The sequence below is a fragment of the Streptomyces niveiscabiei genome, from assembly GCF_001419795.1.
GTDB lineage: Bacteria > Actinomycetota > Actinomycetes > Streptomycetales > Streptomycetaceae > Streptomyces > Streptomyces niveiscabiei.
The window spans coordinates 1-15,136 of record NZ_LIRL01000346.1; the positions used below are offsets into that span (position 1 = coordinate 1).

14 protein-coding genes and 1 CRISPR repeat array are annotated in these 15,136 nt (G+C 68.4%); of the genes, 7 read left to right on the forward strand and 7 right to left on the reverse strand.

Translation table 11 applies throughout. From position 1 onward, the window contains the following. From AOK24_RS17650 to AOK24_RS17660, 3 genes are all read left to right on the forward strand, one after another. A partial coding sequence (locus AOK24_RS17650; protein WP_420876673.1) for a hypothetical protein occupies window positions 1-195 on the forward strand: 195 nt, incomplete at its 5' end. A gap of 753 nt (window positions 196-948) precedes the next feature. Then, window positions 949-1,143: a toxin-antitoxin system HicB family antitoxin gene (locus AOK24_RS17655; RefSeq protein ID WP_240553984.1), complete on the forward strand. Its 195-nt coding sequence runs from the start codon at window positions 949-951 to the stop codon at window positions 1,141-1,143. Between the two features lie 49 nt (window positions 1,144-1,192). Next, on the forward strand, window positions 1,193-1,423 hold the full coding sequence (locus tag AOK24_RS17660; protein ID WP_240553985.1) for a hypothetical protein: 231 nt from the start codon (window positions 1,193-1,195) through the stop codon (window positions 1,421-1,423). A 166-nt stretch (window positions 1,424-1,589) separates the two neighbouring features. Here AOK24_RS17660 and AOK24_RS48545 read toward each other — a convergent pair whose 3' ends face one another. Both AOK24_RS48545 and AOK24_RS17665 read right to left on the reverse strand, forming a co-directional pair. Continuing rightward, complete coding sequence (locus AOK24_RS48545) at window positions 1,590-1,760, reverse strand: hypothetical protein (protein ID WP_159051905.1); 171 nt, start codon at window positions 1,758-1,760, stop codon at window positions 1,590-1,592. Between the two features lie 165 nt (window positions 1,761-1,925). Then, the gene (locus AOK24_RS17665; RefSeq protein ID WP_055721036.1) at window positions 1,926-2,246 is read right to left on the reverse strand and encodes a hypothetical protein; all 321 of its coding nucleotides are present in this window, start codon (window positions 2,244-2,246) and stop codon (window positions 1,926-1,928) included. A 1,823-nt stretch (window positions 2,247-4,069) separates the two neighbouring features. Further along, window positions 4,070-4,464: a CRISPR direct-repeat array (repeat unit 29 nt; unit sequence CGGTTCACCCCCGCGTCCGCGGGAAGCAC). A gap of 143 nt (window positions 4,465-4,607) precedes the next feature. On the opposite strand from AOK24_RS17665, the gene istA reads away from it, so the two are divergent. Together istA and istB are read left to right on the forward strand one after the other, a co-directional pair. Further along, window positions 4,608-5,888: an IS21 family transposase gene (istA, locus tag AOK24_RS17670; protein WP_055721037.1), complete on the forward strand. Its 1,281-nt coding sequence runs from the start codon at window positions 4,608-4,610 to the stop codon at window positions 5,886-5,888. Then, window positions 5,888-6,706: an IS21-like element helper ATPase IstB gene (gene istB, locus AOK24_RS17675; RefSeq protein WP_055721038.1), complete on the forward strand. Its 819-nt coding sequence runs from the start codon at window positions 5,888-5,890 to the stop codon at window positions 6,704-6,706. Before istA ends, istB begins: the two co-directional genes overlap by 1 nt. 220 nt (window positions 6,707-6,926) lie before the next feature. Here istB and AOK24_RS17680 read toward each other — a convergent pair whose 3' ends face one another. Next, window positions 6,927-7,358 carry a peptidase inhibitor family I36 protein gene (locus AOK24_RS17680; RefSeq protein ID WP_055721039.1) on the reverse strand — a complete coding sequence of 144 codons (432 nt, stop codon included), beginning with the start codon at window positions 7,356-7,358 and terminating at the stop codon, window positions 6,927-6,929. A 203-nt stretch (window positions 7,359-7,561) separates the two neighbouring features. On the opposite strand from AOK24_RS17680, the gene AOK24_RS17685 reads away from it, so the two are divergent. After that, window positions 7,562-8,593 (forward strand): ArsR/SmtB family transcription factor, encoded by a 1,032-nt coding sequence (locus tag AOK24_RS17685; protein ID WP_055721040.1) that lies wholly within the window; start codon window positions 7,562-7,564, stop codon window positions 8,591-8,593. Window positions 8,594-9,029: 436 nt separating this feature from the next. On the opposite strand, the gene AOK24_RS17690 is transcribed toward AOK24_RS17685, so the two are convergent. The 3 genes from AOK24_RS17690 to AOK24_RS17700 form a co-directional block, all read right to left on the reverse strand. Continuing rightward, window positions 9,030-10,268: a hypothetical protein gene (locus AOK24_RS17690; RefSeq protein WP_055721041.1), complete on the reverse strand. Its 1,239-nt coding sequence runs from the start codon at window positions 10,266-10,268 to the stop codon at window positions 9,030-9,032. Window positions 10,269-10,405: 137 nt separating this feature from the next. After that, window positions 10,406-10,828, reverse strand: coding sequence for a hypothetical protein (locus tag AOK24_RS17695; protein WP_055721042.1), 423 nt, complete (start codon window positions 10,826-10,828; stop codon window positions 10,406-10,408). Between the two features lie 64 nt (window positions 10,829-10,892). Beyond that, on the reverse strand, window positions 10,893-12,653 hold the full coding sequence (locus AOK24_RS17700) for a ParB/RepB/Spo0J family partition protein (RefSeq protein WP_055721043.1): 1,761 nt from the start codon (window positions 12,651-12,653) through the stop codon (window positions 10,893-10,895). A gap of 382 nt (window positions 12,654-13,035) precedes the next feature. On the opposite strand from AOK24_RS17700, the gene AOK24_RS17705 reads away from it, so the two are divergent. After that, window positions 13,036-13,692, forward strand: coding sequence for a DUF2238 domain-containing protein (locus AOK24_RS17705; RefSeq protein WP_206191218.1), 657 nt, complete (start codon window positions 13,036-13,038; stop codon window positions 13,690-13,692). Between the two features lie 315 nt (window positions 13,693-14,007). Here AOK24_RS17705 and AOK24_RS17715 read toward each other — a convergent pair whose 3' ends face one another. Next, a complete protein-coding gene (locus tag AOK24_RS17715; protein ID WP_055721045.1) occupies window positions 14,008-14,757 on the reverse strand; it encodes a DUF2786 domain-containing protein in 750 nt (249 codons plus the stop codon). Window positions 14,758-15,136: the final 379 nt, after the last annotated feature.

The following is a 15,136-nucleotide window of genomic DNA, read 5'->3' on the forward strand; positions in this document are numbered from 1 at the left end:
CCCGAGGACCAGGCCAAGACCAACACCCTCCACCACCACTTCCGCCCCCACACCTCAACCCAACTCCACGGCGCCCGCATCACCATCTACACCAGACTCCCGTCCCCCAGACCACCCGGCGGCACGCACAAGCCCAACAACGACTGGAAGAAACCGAACGCCCCCAAGCTCCCCAACGACCCAGCGGCCAGATAAAGCCCCAGCTCACGCACTGTGGTCCCCGCGCCCTGAACCGATGTGCCCACAGGCTGCACACCCCGCCAAGCAAAAGACCCCCTCCGCCCCACGTTTCCGCAGGTCAAAGGGGGTCCAAAGATGTGGAGCCTAGGGGAGTCGAACCCGAGACGAGGGTGGGTCTGACCTGCGATTATTCCAGAGAACCGGACATTGGCACCCTATTCAACCCTGCTCGATCCGCCTCAGCCCCCATCAATCCAGGACCGGTGCGTACACGTGCGCACCTCACCAGAAGGAGTCACGAAAGCAACTACCGATCATGATTAAACCTAGAAACATTGAAGTCGCGACGTACGTTCCAAGGTTTGCGCAAATCTGGTGCTCAAGCCAGCAGAGCACCGAGGCCAGTTCAGCGGTTCACCCCCACGTCCGCGGGAAGCAGGTCCGTCGTGGGTCCCGACCTCGCGGGTTACGTCGACGAGCAGCGGCCCGTCCCCGACGTCCCCCTCCTCCGCACCTCCCCTCTCACCTACACCGTTCCGACCCGCTAAGACCACGCCGCCCTACCTCCCCGTGACCGGACGAGCGAGGCGGCCTTCCGGCGGCGTGGCCGCTCCACCGCCACGGCCCCCTCGCGCGAGAACCCCGACTCCGCTAGGGGCCGACCCCTTGGGTGTTCCATCGTCAGCGGTCCACATCGTGGTAACCCTCCTGGAGGCCGGATTCCCCGGAACCCTGACACGGGGCCCGGCGTGTCCATACTCTGCCCATATGACCGCCGTGACCGTAGACCTGCCCGACGACGTGGTGCCCGCGCTCACCGAGGCCGCGCGGACCGCCGGCCTGACCCTGTCCCAGTACATCGCGCGGGTCGTCCAGCGCCAGTCCGTGTACGACGGCGGTCAGCAGCTCGCCGCGCTCGGTCTCGCCGACGACCTCTGTGGCGAGGGCGACACCCTGCTGTGAGACGCGGCGAGATCTGGAGGCAGACCGACGGCCGCGAAGCCTGACCGGCGTGGAGACGACGTATGGCGCCGTCCTGGCGATCGTGCTGCACCCGCCCGGCCGGTACCCCGACACCGCGATGTCTGTCACGATCACCGATCCCTTCCCCTGCACCGCCATCTCGATCAACATCGCCCAACTGCGCATCGACCGGTTCGACGGCGCGCAGCTCTTGGGCGAAGTCCCGGCCGAGACCATGGCGCACGTCGGCCGGGCCCTGCGGGCTGTTCAGGATCTGTAGGACGTCTGCCTGGCGTTCTTCGGCGTCACCCGACCGAGGGCGGTCGGGGTTCGGGCAGCAGAAACCTTCGCGGTGGGAAGGTCCCTTTGCGTCGTCTCCAGGACCTCGCGCGGGTTGAGCGCAAACGCTGTCCCCGCACCGCGGCCCCCGGCACCCGGTCGCGCAGTCATCTTCCCAGCCAGGCCGCGCCGCCGAAGGAGCCGCCGATCCTCAGGTCGAGGAAGGGCACGGCGAGGCGGGTCGAGGCGTGGGCCTCCAGGGTGAGGATGTCGGAGGACCGGCCGAGGGAGTCGGCGCAGTCGAGGCCGGGGCGGAATCTGTAGGGCTCCCAAACCACCTAGGTCCTCGGAGGGCGGGCCGCCGCCGAGTATGGGGTCGCGGTCGTCGCGGACGTGCAGCTGCACACGGAGCCTGTTGAGGGCGGCGGGTCGTGGGTTCCGACAGCAAGACGAAACAGCGTTTCTGCATTAACTCGTTCTCGCCCCTCGCTGCCGGTTCCCGCCTACAGACGGCGCGAGCGGACCGAGCCCTCGACGACGGACGCCACCGCACGCCACTCGAAGATCTGCCACAACTCGACGGACTGGGCCGCCTCAGCCTCCAACTCGGGGTGCCTCTCCGCGAGATGGACCCAGACCGCAGCCCGACGACGGAAGTGGTCCGCGTCCCCCGCCCCCGACAACCGCATCCCCCTACGCCCTGCCAGGTCCGCATCCTCCATGTCCAGCCGCGCCAACTCGGCGAACGCCTCCAAGTCCGTCTCCACCAGGCCGGCCGAGTCGACCTCGGCCAGGGGTACCTCCCGCACCTCGAAATGATCCACAGCACCAGGATCTGCCGGACGCCACTCCTCCGTCACCGGACCTCCCTTAAAGACGCGATCGTTGGACGGGATGGGTCTGACACCCGGTCCGGGGTCCGGGCGCAGAGGACTTGGGCAAAGGTGTGGACACCATCCCCGGACAAGGGGCATGAGAGGGCCTCCGGGTCGCGCGCGAGGGCAGACCCTGCAACCCACCCAGACAACAGGCCGTAGACGGACAGACCCGGTTTCGGTACTCCGAGAGCATCATCCACGGGGTTCCTGGGGTGGGTGGCACGTTCATCACGCAGCCCACACCACCTCCCTGACCTGCGCAGACGTAATTCTGTCAGGACGCTTCGACGCTGTCGAAGTACAGGAGCGAAACCTGACTCGGTTGCACGGTTCCACCGCTTCAGAGTCACGTTTCACGGCTCCAACTCTTACGTTTTCACGTTCCAGGAATTACGGATCGACCTGGGGAAACAATCGGATGCCGCAAAGATTCCGTTCGCGACTTACTGTTGAGAGTGATGTAATCGCGTCACGGAAGCATCGAAAGGACTCCGATTCCTGATGCTGAAAACCCCGAGAGAAATGAAATCGGATTCGGAAACGTGCTACGGTGGAACGGAGGTCCACGCATGGAAGGGCCCCGCGCGCCATTGCTTGCAGGCGACGCGCGGAGCCCTACGAGGTGAAACGGACCAGGAGGGCTCATCTCTGCGACGAGGTGAGCCCTCCGCCGTGTTCCAGCAGGTCAGACACTACAGAAACTGCACCAGCAGCACCAAGTAGTAACCGATCCGCAGGACCATGGCGATCTGCTTCAGGTAGCGGAGGGCTCCCTCCTGCCTGGAACAGCACCCGGACCGTGCCACCCGATCACCTTCGCGGGGACCGGGCATGGCTTCACCTCCCTTCATAGTTCGAAGGGATGTGACGGGATAACCGTACACCAGCGGACCCGACGGAAAGAAACACTCCAAACCGATCCAGCCCACCCCTACGTGATTATGGGTGGGTGAGTGGGTGGTTTATCGGGCGCTCTGGCCTGCAAATGGCCACGGTATAGACGACGATAAAGACGTTCGTCGGACGACGGAATCCGGCAGCCTCCTCGCAGGTCAGGGCGGGTGCGGGAACCACCGTGGGAGACGGCGTATCCGCGGCGGCCGACGGGGGCGTCGTCGCCACGGAGGCCGTGGACATGCCGGTCTGGGAGGCGAAGTCCGCGGACGTGTCGCCCCGTCGACGAAGCCGCCGGCGGGTTGCTCGCCGGGGTTTACATGGCCAGCCGCATGCCGGAGCCCCTGCGTGCCGCCGACTGGAAGGGGGACGCGGGGTTCCGCATGGCGTTCTCCGCGCCCGTCAGCTCCCTGCGCTCGCCGAGTAGGGGATCTCCCCGGACCTGATCGAGTCGGCGGCCCTGGCGGGCGGAGGCGAGATGAGTGTGAGGGTCTCGCCGCGATCCTCACGAACGATGCCTCCTGGAGACCCTCGCCGGTCGAGACGGGGTGGGTGAACGCCGCTACCGGGGAGCCGTCGCCTGGCCCGGACGGGTGACCCGTTCACGGAACCTGTCCTGGAGCTGCCGAGGCTCTGGCGGGAAACCGAGATCTGGATGTGGGACGCCACGACGTCAGGCGTGGTGAAGTACGCGCCCGGCGTGCTGTGCTGAGCGGAGAGCTGTAGGACGTGCCGGGTGCGATGGTCAGCCGCACCCGGCGAGCCGGTTCCCGACGGGGATGGTGAAGTCCCTGGGCGGCGGACGACGCGCTGCGTCCGGCCAGTTCGCCACCTGGTTCGGAATGGAGCCGACGGCGCACCGCAGCGCGGGCGTGCGGTTCACCCCCGCGTCCGCGGGAAGCACCACCAGTGGTCCTACAACGAGCTGTACGACCTCGGCTCACCCCCGCGTCCGCGGGAAACACCGCGACCTGCTCGGCAAGGGCGCGTACGTGATCGGTTCACCCCCGCGTCCGCGGGAAGCACGCCATGATCGACAACGCCGGGCGCACGTCCGACGGTTCACCCCCGCGTCCGCGGGAAGCACTCCTCGATGACGCGGCGCCGTTCCTGGCGGACCGGTTCACCCCCGCGTCCGCGGGAAGCACACCTCCATCGCGACCGGGATGAGCACCGCCAGCGGTTCACCCCCGCGTCCGCGGGAAGCACGCCGGCGACAGCAACGCCCCGCTCGACTCTCGCGGTTCACCCCCGCGTCCGCGGGAAGCACTCAGGGCGGTTCTCGCGCGCCTGTCCGGATGCCGGTTCACTGTCGGCGGCGGGTGAATCGTGACCCTCTGACGGCGGATCAAAACTGACCCACTTCGTGGTCTTCTGACCAACCTGATCTTGATCGAAGGTCAGGAGAAGAGGGTGATTTCCGTGGAGGACTGGGCAGAGATCCGCAGGCTGCACCGGGCCGAGCAGATGCCGATCCGGGCGATCGCCCGGCAGCTGGGCATCTCGAAGAACACCGTGAAGCGGGCCCTGGCCACCGACCGGCCGCCGGTCTACTCGCGGCCAGCGAAGGGCTCGGCGGTCGACGCGGTCGAACCGCAGATCCGGGAGCTTTTGAAGCAGACCCCGACGATGCCCGCGACCGTGATCGCCGAACGGATTGGCTGGGACCGTGGCATGACCGTCCTCAAAGAACGCGTACGCGAGCTGCGGCCCGCTTATCTGCCGGTCGATCCGGTCTCACGCACCAGCTATCAGCCCGGCGAGCTGGCCCAGTGCGACCTGTGGTTCCCACCGGCCGACATCCCGCTCGGATACGGCCAGTCCGGCCGTCCTCCCGTGCTCGTGATGGTGTCCGGCTACTCACGGCTCATCGCCGCACGGATGCTACCCACCCGCACCACCGGCGACCTGATCGACGGACACTGGAAGCTGCTGACCGGCTGGAACGCGGTCCCGCGGATGCTGGTCTGGGACAACGAGGCCGGCATCGGCCGCGGCAAGGTGACCGGCGACTTCGCCGCGTTCGCGGGCCTGCTCGCCACCCGGATCTACCTCTGCAGACCCCGCGATCCCGAAGCGAAAGGGCTGGTGGAGCGGGCCAACGGTTACCTGGAGACCAGCTTCCTGCCGGGCCGCACCTTCACCGGGCCCGACGACTTCAACACCCAGCTGGCGACCTGGCTGGCCATCGCCAACCGGCGCCAGCACCGCACCCTGGGCGCCCGCCCCATAGACCGGTGGGAAGCCGACCGGGCCCAGATGCTCACCCTGCCACCCGTCGACCCGCCACGATGGTGGCGCTTCGCCACCCGCATCGGCCGCGACCACTACATCCGCGTCGACACCTGCGACTACTCCGTGCACCCCCTCGCCATCGGCAAGAAGGTCCAGGTCCGCACCGACACCGACGAGGTCGTCGTGACCCTCACGCCCGGCGGGGCGGAAGTCGCCCGCCATCCACGGTGCTGGGCCAAACAGCAGACCATCACCGACCCGGTCCATGCCCGCGCCGCAGCCGTCCTGCGCGGCGACTACCGCCACCATCAAGCCTCCCGGGCCCAGGCCGTCCGTCGGCACAACACCGCCACCGCAAGTGACCTCGTCGAGGTCGAACAACGCCGACTCGACTCCTACGACCGCCTGTTCACCCTCATCGAGGGCGGCGGTCAGGCCGATGATCCGGAGGTCTCCTGATGCCCGCCACCACCAGGACCACCGCCGCTGCGGGGCCCAGGACCGGCCGTCAGACCGCCGCCGACCTGTCCTTCCTGGCCCGGGCGATGAAGGCCCCGGCCCTGCTGGACGCCGCCGAACGCCTGGCCGAACGCGCCCTGAAGGAGACCTGGACACACACCGAGTTCCTCGTCGCCTGCCTCCAGCGGGAGGTCTCCGCCCGCGAGTCCCACGGCGGCGAGGCCCGCATCCGCACCGCCCGCTTCCCCGCGATCAAGACGATCGAGGAACTCGATGTCACCCATCTGCGCGGCATAACGCGCCAACAGCTCGCGCATCTGGGCACGTTGGACTTCATCACCGCGAAGGAGAACGCTGTTTTCCTGGGACCGCCGGGGACCGGGAAGACACACCTGGCGATCGGACTCGCGGTCCGCGCCTGCCAGGCCGGCCACCGCGTCGCGTTCGCCACCGCCGCCGAATGGGTCGACCGCCTGGCCGCCGCCCACCACGCCGGACACCTCCAGGCCGAGCTCACCAAACTGTCCCGCTATCCGCTGATCGTGGTCGACGAGGTCGGCTACATCCCCTTCGAATCCGAGGCCGCGAACCTGTTCTTCCAGCTGGTCTCGAACAGATACGAGAGAGCGAGCGTGATCGTCACGAGCAACAAACCCTTCGGACGCTGGGGCGAGGTCTTCGGCGACGAGACCGTGGCCGCCGCCATGATCGACCGCCTCGTCCACCACGCCGAGGTCCACTCCCTCAAAGGCGACTCCTACCGCATGCGCGGACGCCAACTCGGGCGCGTCCCCACCGCCACACACGACACCGACTGAACACCGGCAACCAGACCCGGTGGGTCAGAACTCGACCGCCCACACCGGGTCAGGATTCAGCCGCCGCCGACACTTTGAGCCGACGCCCAGCATCTCCACAAGTAGGGCTGTACGACAGGCTTCCCTCTCGCCCAGCTACGAAAGGTGACCAGTACCTGGTTCCTGAACGCGCTGGAAGGGGGCCGACCCCAGAAGGCCAGCCCCCGGTGTCAGGCCGGGATCAGCAGGACGCTACCCAACGATGGGAACGGAGACTGGCGTTGAAGCTGCTGTCCCGTCCCCCGTTCTGCGACAGACAGCCGCTGTAGTTGGTGTAGTTGGCGCCGTGGTAGAAGGCGACGCCGTCATAGGCGGACGAGGTGCCACGGTTCAAGGCTGACCGGACGTTCTGTGTGTCGGACCACGAACACTGGACGGAACCACCCCACCAGTCCGGGTCGGCGCTAGACCAGGCGCAGCGGCTGCCGGTGCCGTTGGTGCCGCTCCAGACGCACACGTACCCGACGGGACACTCCCAGGCCCGCACGGCGGCGTTCGCCGTGCCGGGCACTACCAGACTCAGGGAGGCCAGGGCGCCGGTGAGACCGGCGACCGCCAGGGCCTTGCGGAACCGACGCGGTCTGGGCGTGCTCTCGTGCTTGTTCGAGGACATACCGATCCCCTTCTCATGGTCGGTGCCGAGATCCGCTGTGGGCGCCGAGTGCAACGGCTGTGCCGGGCGCTCCGTATCCCCGTTTCGGGCGGCGGATCCGGCTGGCGTGAACTTATGTTCCGCGCCCCCCTGCACCGCTGTCATGCTCGTGCGAGCCCACTGAAACATCGCAGATGACAGCTGGGAAGAGACGAGGAAACGGGATGCTCCGCTTCCATTTCACGCCCGAGGACCTGACCCGCCTCAGGGTGGCGGCCGGGCCTCATCCACTGTGGGAGATCACAGCCAGTCTGCACCGCTTCCAGACCCGCGAGGGCCGCTGGGCCCACGCGCCCTGGTACCGCACCGCCTGTTCCACACTCCGTGAGACCGGCCTGGACCGTACCGCGATGCCGTTGCTCCTGCCACTGTTTCCGCGAGCCAGGTACTTCCCCGATTTCCTCACCCCGGCCGAGGGCATCGAGGGGCTGGACGCCGGTCTGGACAGCATTCTGGCGACCTCGCGCCGCCGAGTGGCCGACGAGATCACGCGGCTCCAGGAGACCGTGGGCGCGCCCGCCTGGGCGCACCAAGTCGCCGAGGGAGAGGTGAGGGGGCAGCTCGTGCACGCCCTGCGCGCCTATCACCGCGCCGTGCTCGCTCCGTACGAGGAACACATCCACGAACGCCTGCACGCCGAGCGGGCCAGACACACCCGCGCGCTGTTCCGGGCCGGCATCGAGGCCGTGCTCGCCGACCTGACCCCGGCGGTCCGCTGGCGCCACCCCGTGCTGGAAGTCCCCGCCTATCCGTGCCGGCGCGATGTCCACCTCAACGGGCGTGGACTGCTGCTGATCCCCTCCTACTTCTGCTGGAACGTTCCCATCGCCCTGGCTGACCCCGGCCTCCTGCCCGTCCTGATATATCCCGTTCAGTACATCCCGGTGACGGCGCCTCCGACCACTTGCACACCTCTGAACGGACTGCTCGGCCCCACCCGCGCGGCCATTCTGCGCGCGGCTGCGTGCGGTTCCACCACGACCGAGGCCGCCCGGCACGCCGGTGTCACCCCCACCACGGCGAGCCATCACACCACGCGGCTGCGCGACGCCGGGTTGATCACCAGCCACCGGTACGCCAACACGGTTCTGCACACTCTGACCCCGCTCGGCGCCGCCCTGCTCCAGCGAAACAGACGGGGTCGGGCTGGCGCACGGCAGCCCCGGGACACCAGCACAGGCAGGTCGGGCACGTGACCGGACGACGCACGAGCCATGACCGATCAGCGAACCAAGCGGGCGGTCCGGGCGAACGGCACACGCATCCTCGGGCATGAGGTGTTCCTCATGATGTTCGGTGGCGTGGTCAGGCACACGCCGCGCCTCAACGAAGGTGGTCGCGCGGAGCGCGGCGGACAGCACCGTCGTGCCCGCAGGGCACGCCCTTCGGCCCGGCGTCCGGACGGTGCGGGAGGGCCGTCTTCGGCCCGGACGTTCCGGCCGGCTGCGAGCCGGGCCAGGCTGAGCCGTCCCTCTGGGACGTCCTTCGTGGGGTTCTGCGCGGTCTTCCGCGCTCGCGCCGGGAGGTCGGCCGGCGGTAGGCGCGCGGGACGCGGGCGGCTCGATGCCGTCCGAGTCCCGGCCACCCGCCGGGGGCCGGTCGGGCGGAGGGGGTACCGCCCGACCGGCGCTGTTACGCGGCGACCAACTCGCGTTCCTCGGTGGCTTCGCGCTCGGTGACGCGGCACCGGGTCAGTACGGTCTGTGCCACCTCGCCGTAGGTGCTGTGGTCCTTGACGGTGCCGGTCACCTCGACCTCGTCGCCCTGGCCGGGAACGTCGGCCGCGCTGCTGTACCAGACGTAGACGTTGCCGCTCGCGTCCTGGAACTTGACCAGTCGGCGGCGCTGAGCGTGGTAGCCGTAGTGACGCTCCTCCAGCTCGATCACGGTCGTCACGGTGGCGGAGACGGTGAGCCGTTCCCCCACCTTCCCCTGAGGTATCGAGCACCGGGCCGCGCGCTCGGCCGCCGCCTTCTCCTGGTCCCGGTGCCATCCCGCGATCGCGGAAACGAGCGTCGGAAGGTGCCGTTGCCCGACCGTCTGTCCCTTCGCCAACTGGGCAATCTTGTGGCGGTAGTCGTTGGTGCTGCCGTATCCCTGGACGGCCCACTCCCGTACGGCGGCGGCCGTGGCCTCGGCGCCGGGCTGAGCATTGACGTCCGCGCGCCATTCCTCGGAGATCCGGCGGTTGAAGAAGTAGGCGGACACGCTGTCAGCGGTCGACGTGGCCTTCTTCCATTCCTCGGACCGGGCGTAGAAACGGCCGTCCATCGCCACGACGGCGGCGGCCACCTGGAGCACCCTGTCCACGGGCAACCGGATGTCGGCGGGAACTCCCTCGACCCCCAACCCGTCCCAGTCGGCGTCCTTGATCTTCTCCAGCCTCCACAGCGCCTGAAGTCCCTTGATCGACAGACCCGTGTACGGCTCGACGCACGTGGTGCCCAACTGCCGGTACTCGCCGTTCTCGTGGCGCGCGAGGTAGGTGATGGTGCGGTCACGCTCGACCTTGCATCCGTAGCAGAAGTTCTCCACCACCCGTATCCCGCGCGCCTCTTCGGCAAGCTCGTCGGAGAGTCCGGGGAAGGTGCTGAGGATCGTCTCGCCTTCGTCGTCGTGGTCGAGTCGGGCGACGACGGTCCAACCGGCGTGGCGGGGGATTCCGCCGGTGAGCGTGACGGTCACGAAGTACCGCTTGCCGATCACCCGGCCGCCGTGGTCCTTGTAGTCCGCGAGGAACGGCGCGGACATCTCCAACGCATAGGGGTTTAGGCCGTGGATCGCGGCGCGGGCGTTGGTGGCCTCGACAAGCTGGCGGACGTGGCTCTCCGCCGTCTCCGGGACGTCGAAGCGCAAGACAGAGGTGTTCATCGGAAGGGTGCTCCTGCTGGTGAGAGAGGGATCGAGCGCCCGGCCAGGCGGGTTGCCCTCCGCGTGCGGCCGGGTGTCGGGCCGATGGCGGCCCGTGTGTCGGAGGGGGTGTTGCCCTCCCCCTCCGACACATTTAATTAAACCACGTTTTCAGATGTAGGGCAAGCATCGCGGCCGGGAATCTCCAGTGCGGCACGGTCTCGGAGGAACGCGGCGAACAGGGCGGCGGTGTAGCTGTCGGCGGTGCCGTAGGTGCGGCGGCAGTCCAGCGCTCCGATGCGCTCCCCCCGGTAGTGGACGGGGAACGGCTGGCCGGGGGCCGGGATGACCAGCGCGTACAGGCCGCGTGAGGTGTCCACGCGCAGAACGACGGCGGCGCCCTGGTGGTCGTAGGCGGCGGACCAGCGGGCCGGACCGATGCCGAATTCCGCGAGTCCGGCCGCGATCGCGCGGGCCTGCATGATGTCGGCGGTGGTGCTGGGGTCGGGGTCGGCGGGAGCGGGGACGCAACCGCATCCGTGGGCGTCGGCGTGGGGCTCGGACAGGGTTGTACGGGGCACTGTGGGGCTCCTGGGGCGATCGGGGCGAGGAGTTTCCCGCCCCCGGGATCGGGCGGCTGAAAGGTCAGGCGGCGGCTTCGTCATCGCTCGACGGTTCGTCGGCCTCCTGCTCGCTCGGCTCCTCGGCGCCGGACTCCTCCTGCACTCCCTGCTCGCCGCCGGACGTGATCGCGGCATGGGGCTTCTTCGCCGGGTCGTACGGCTCGTCGTCCACAACAGACCGCTCGATCGGCGTCAACGGGTACCCCAGCGCTTCCAGCACCATGAACCAGCGCCCCGCAGGCTTCCGGGTCCAGTCCGACCGCTGGCTGTCCGTCCGCCACGCCGACCGCGTCGCGCACTTCTCGCGGACTGCGGCAAGTGCCGCGAACTGAAGCTGCGGAGCCCTGCGGGGGTCCTTGGCGACGTGCCCGGCGAAACCGCCTCGGTTCTTGGCCTGCTCGGTGGTCAGCCCCAGGAAGACGGCCAGGATCTCGGTGGTCGGCTCCTTGTTGAGATCCTCGGAGATGCCCCAACTTCCGTTGAGCAGTGCGTTGTTGACGTGTCCGATCAGGTCGTTGGTGATGTTCTTCGGCAGATTGCGCCGCTTGATCAGGTCCGTGATCCACTTCCGGCGCAGGGCCTCGGCGGCGTCCCAGTCAAGGTTGCCCTTCTTCACGGCGGCGCGGGCGGCGCGCTCGGCCTCCACCTCGGCGGCGGTCTTCGTGGCGCCGGTGCCGCTGGCGCTCACGGGGGCCGTGTGACCGTACAGACCGGGAGCTGAGCAGTACGGCTCGTACCGGTCCCCTCGCCGCTCGTCGAACACCCACACCTGCCCTTTGCAGTCGGCGTGTTCCTCCGCGCTGACGCCTCGAAGGCGCCACACGGCAACCGCGCGCTCGGACAGTTCCTCGACGTCCCTGACCTTCTGTCCGGCCGCTTCCAGCTCCGCGCGGTGTGCTTCGGCCTTGGCCCGCTGGTCGCGCTTGGTGCGCTCAATGGCAATGGCCCAGTCGACGTCGCTGGCGTCGGCGTCCTCCTCGGCGGCGGCCTCGGTGATCGCTTCAAGTACCTGGGCATCGTCGGCGAACTCGGCGAGCGCGGCCATGTGCTCGAACGTCCACGCGTAGCTGCTCGCGCTCGCGACGGCGGCGCTCAGCTTCTCGTCGGACCGGACCTTGACGACGGTCCTGACGTCTTTCTGCCGCACGCCTGCGGCTCGGGCGATACGGCCCACCTGCGCGCCCGCCTCGGCCGCGCTGAACATGGCCTGGTTCATCTCCGACGGCGTCAGGCCCTTGCGGTGCTGCGCGGTCGTGATCATGTCGAGGAACTGTCCGGCGGCGTCGCGGTCGTCGTCGTCCCACTCGTACGGCAGGTGCGTAAGCCCCGCGTCCTTCGAGCCGTAGAAGCGGCGGTTGCCGTCGTTGACCTGAAGCACCCCGCCGTCAAGTCGCTGGATCTTGACGGGAATTCGACACCCCTCGGCATGGAGGGACTCCACGAACGCCGCGTTGATGTCCAGGTCTTCGCGGGCGTTCTTCGGGTGCGGGGTGAGCGCGTCGATGCGGATGACCGGGCGGTACGTGACCGGGACGGTTTCCAGACCTGCGGCAACGGCGGCGACGAGACGTTGAAGCCCGTCGACGACCTGCGGCACGTCACCGTTGGTCCGCACGACGTACAGCGGCTCCGTGACGCCGTTCTCCGTCACGTCGGCCAGCAGATCGGCCGGGGTCTCGATGTCACGGAGGTTGCCCGGGTGCGCGGCGAGTTCGGCGACCGTAAGGGTCGGCCACAGGGCGGGGGTCGCCTCAGAGCCGGCTCGGTTCTTGACGTTGAGCATCGCTTTTCTCTTCCTGGTGAGTTCCGTCGGGCCGTTCGGCCCGGTGGGGGCCGGGAGGGGGTGCTGCCCTCCCCCTCCCGACATGTTTAATTAAACCATGTTCTAGCGGGTGGGGCAATCCGAAATGACGTGACCGGCGTCACTCAAGCAGCGGGCTGCGGCGGCGCGGATCGGCCCACCAAGGCGACCCAAAGCGGTCCCGGTCAGTGAAGATCCGAAGTCGCCTCGGCGGCCTTCACAGATCGGGGCGGGCGGCAGGTCTGAGCCGCTGGCGAACGCCGTAGACAGAGCCGGTTGCCTGGGATCGTCTGAGTAGTTGTACTCAGGGCGCCGGGGCCCGAGGCCGCCATGATGAGGTCGCCGAGAAGAAGGAGCGCCTCCGATGTCCCTGTCCACAGCTGTTCGTGGCCGTACGGCGACCACGCTTGGTCCACCCTCCGTGCTCCCTCGCGTCTGCGCCGCGGTGGTGGTCGCGGGGGTCGCCGTCTCCGCATGGGCGCCGTACGACCGGATGACCTGGCTGCTGGAAGTGGTATGGGTCCTGATCGGGCTGCCGCTGGCCGTCTGGACCTGGCGGCGCTTCCCGCTGACGGGCCTGTTGTGCTGTCTGCTCGCGGTGCACGCGCTGGTGCTGGCGATGGGCGGGCACTACACCTATGCCCGGGTGCCGCTGGGCGAGTGGGGACAGGACGTCCTGGGGTTGGCGCGGAATCCGTACGACCGGCTCGGGCACCTGATGCAGGGCTTCGTACCGGCCATTCTGGTACGGGAGTTGCTGAGCCGGACCTCGCCGCTGCGCGGCAGCCGCTGGCTGGCACCGCTCACGGTCTGCGCGTGCCTGGCCTTCAGCGCGCTCTTCGAAATGCTCGAGTGGGCGGCGGCGGTCGTCGGCGGGCACGCGGCGGATGACTTCCTGGCAACGCAAGGCGATGTGTGGGACACCCAGTGGGACATGTTCTGCGCGCTGATCGGCGCCACCGTCGCGCTGCTGCTGCTCAGCAGGTGGCACGACCGGCAGTTGGCGCGGCTGGCCGGGTGACCCGGAAGCGGAAATGCTGTGACCTCCTGGGGTTTTGATCAGCACTCGACCGTGGCCGTCAGAGCGTCAGGATGCTGGGGGCATCGGGCGTAGTACCTCGCGCCGACGGTGCTGGACGGCCACTTACGGCAGACAACGCGCGTCAGGTTTTCGGTGGCCCCACAGACCTCGCACGACACCCACGCCCTACCGGCCTGCATCTGATCGTTGTCAATTCTCCACCGCGCCAGAGGGCGGCTCTTCAAGGACATGGGATTCCCTTCCTTCCTACAGAGCCGGGGACGACGGGGCCGCCGCCCCCGGCGGAGTTGACCACTAGTGGGAGGCGAGCACCCCGGCGGTCGCGGCACCAATGCGGCGAGTTCCGCCGATGTCGGCCCGGTTTCCAGCAGCGGCACCGGCGCCGTACCCGCTACCGCTGTACGACCCTCGCTGCGTCCGCACGTGCGGGTTCTCGACCTTGAAAGCGGCCTGGACCATGGCGTCGCGGTCGGCCAGCACAAGTTCGCCGCTGCGCCCGGCGGCCGACGTCTCTGCGCTGGCGGCGGCTCGGGCGGCGTCCTCGGTCGCCTTGAGCCGTTCGGTCACCCGCACGATGAACCCGACCTGCCATGAGTTCCGCCACGCCCGCGCACTCCGAACTCCGTACGGCACAGCCTGCGCATTCAACCCGTTGAACATCTGAAGCAGGAGCGAGGCGTAAAGGATCTCGGCGCGCTGCACGTCGGACTCGTATCCGACGATCTGAACCTGTCGCGTACCGGCTCCCTGTCCACCGATGTGGAGGGACTTGCATCCGACGGCTTCCGCGATGAAGTACATGAGGCGGGCACGCGGCATGGACCACGGGTTGGGCAGGTCGACGTACCGAGTGACGATCCCGTCCCGCGACGGCTGTCCGTCGCTCAACAGGGCTTCGTCGACACCGTACTTGGCCATCATCTCCATCGCCCGCGTGCGGGCAAGCTCGGCCTCCGCTTCGGGGGTCGCGGAGTTCTCGGCCTTGGCGAGTAGCGCCTTGATGGTGGCCAACTTGGGGTTCACGTCCGCTTGGGGAGTACCCATAGCTCTGCTCCTGGTGAGAGTGACTGACCGAGGCCGACTGAACCTCGGGGTGCCGGTCGGGGTGTTGCCCTCCCCTCTCGACATGTTTAATTAAACCATATTTTAAGCTCTCATGCAACCCATCTGCGGCTTCTCCCCCCCCCCGGCCTCCGGCTGGCGCCTCAGCCACAACGCGCCTGCGGTGGGGTTCCCTCCTCGGTTGGACGGCACCGCCCAGCGTGCCGTGGTGCAGGGGTGCGAGGTGGAGCGCCCGGAAGCTGGGACTTTTTGAGGTACGAGGAAAGTCCCAGACCCGGACGTACGACCTCGCACCCCTGCGGCGCGGTGCGCTCCGCTGGGACGACCGACCGAGGAGGGAACCCCACCGCCACCCCCACCC

What these genes read in the sequence shown, in the direction of transcription:
- AOK24_RS17655 (WP_240553984.1), top strand. Translation starts at nt 949, where the DNA reads ATGACCGCCGTGACCGTAGACCTGCCCGACGACGTGGTGCCCGCGCTC.
- istB (WP_055721038.1), top strand. Translation starts at nt 5,888, where the DNA reads ATGCCCGCCACCACCAGGACCACCGCCGCTGCGGGGCCCAGGACCGGC.
- AOK24_RS17680 (WP_055721039.1), bottom strand. Translation starts at nt 7,358, where the DNA reads ATGTCCTCGAACAAGCACGAGAGCACGCCCAGACCGCGTCGGTTCCGC.
- AOK24_RS17685 (WP_055721040.1), top strand. Translation starts at nt 7,562, where the DNA reads ATGCTCCGCTTCCATTTCACGCCCGAGGACCTGACCCGCCTCAGGGTG.
- AOK24_RS17690 (WP_055721041.1), bottom strand. Translation starts at nt 10,268, where the DNA reads ATGAACACCTCTGTCTTGCGCTTCGACGTCCCGGAGACGGCGGAGAGC.
- AOK24_RS17700 (WP_055721043.1), bottom strand. Translation starts at nt 12,653, where the DNA reads ATGCTCAACGTCAAGAACCGAGCCGGCTCTGAGGCGACCCCCGCCCTG.
- AOK24_RS17705 (WP_206191218.1), top strand. Translation starts at nt 13,036, where the DNA reads ATGTCCCTGTCCACAGCTGTTCGTGGCCGTACGGCGACCACGCTTGGT.
- AOK24_RS17715 (WP_055721045.1), bottom strand. Translation starts at nt 14,757, where the DNA reads ATGGGTACTCCCCAAGCGGACGTGAACCCCAAGTTGGCCACCATCAAG.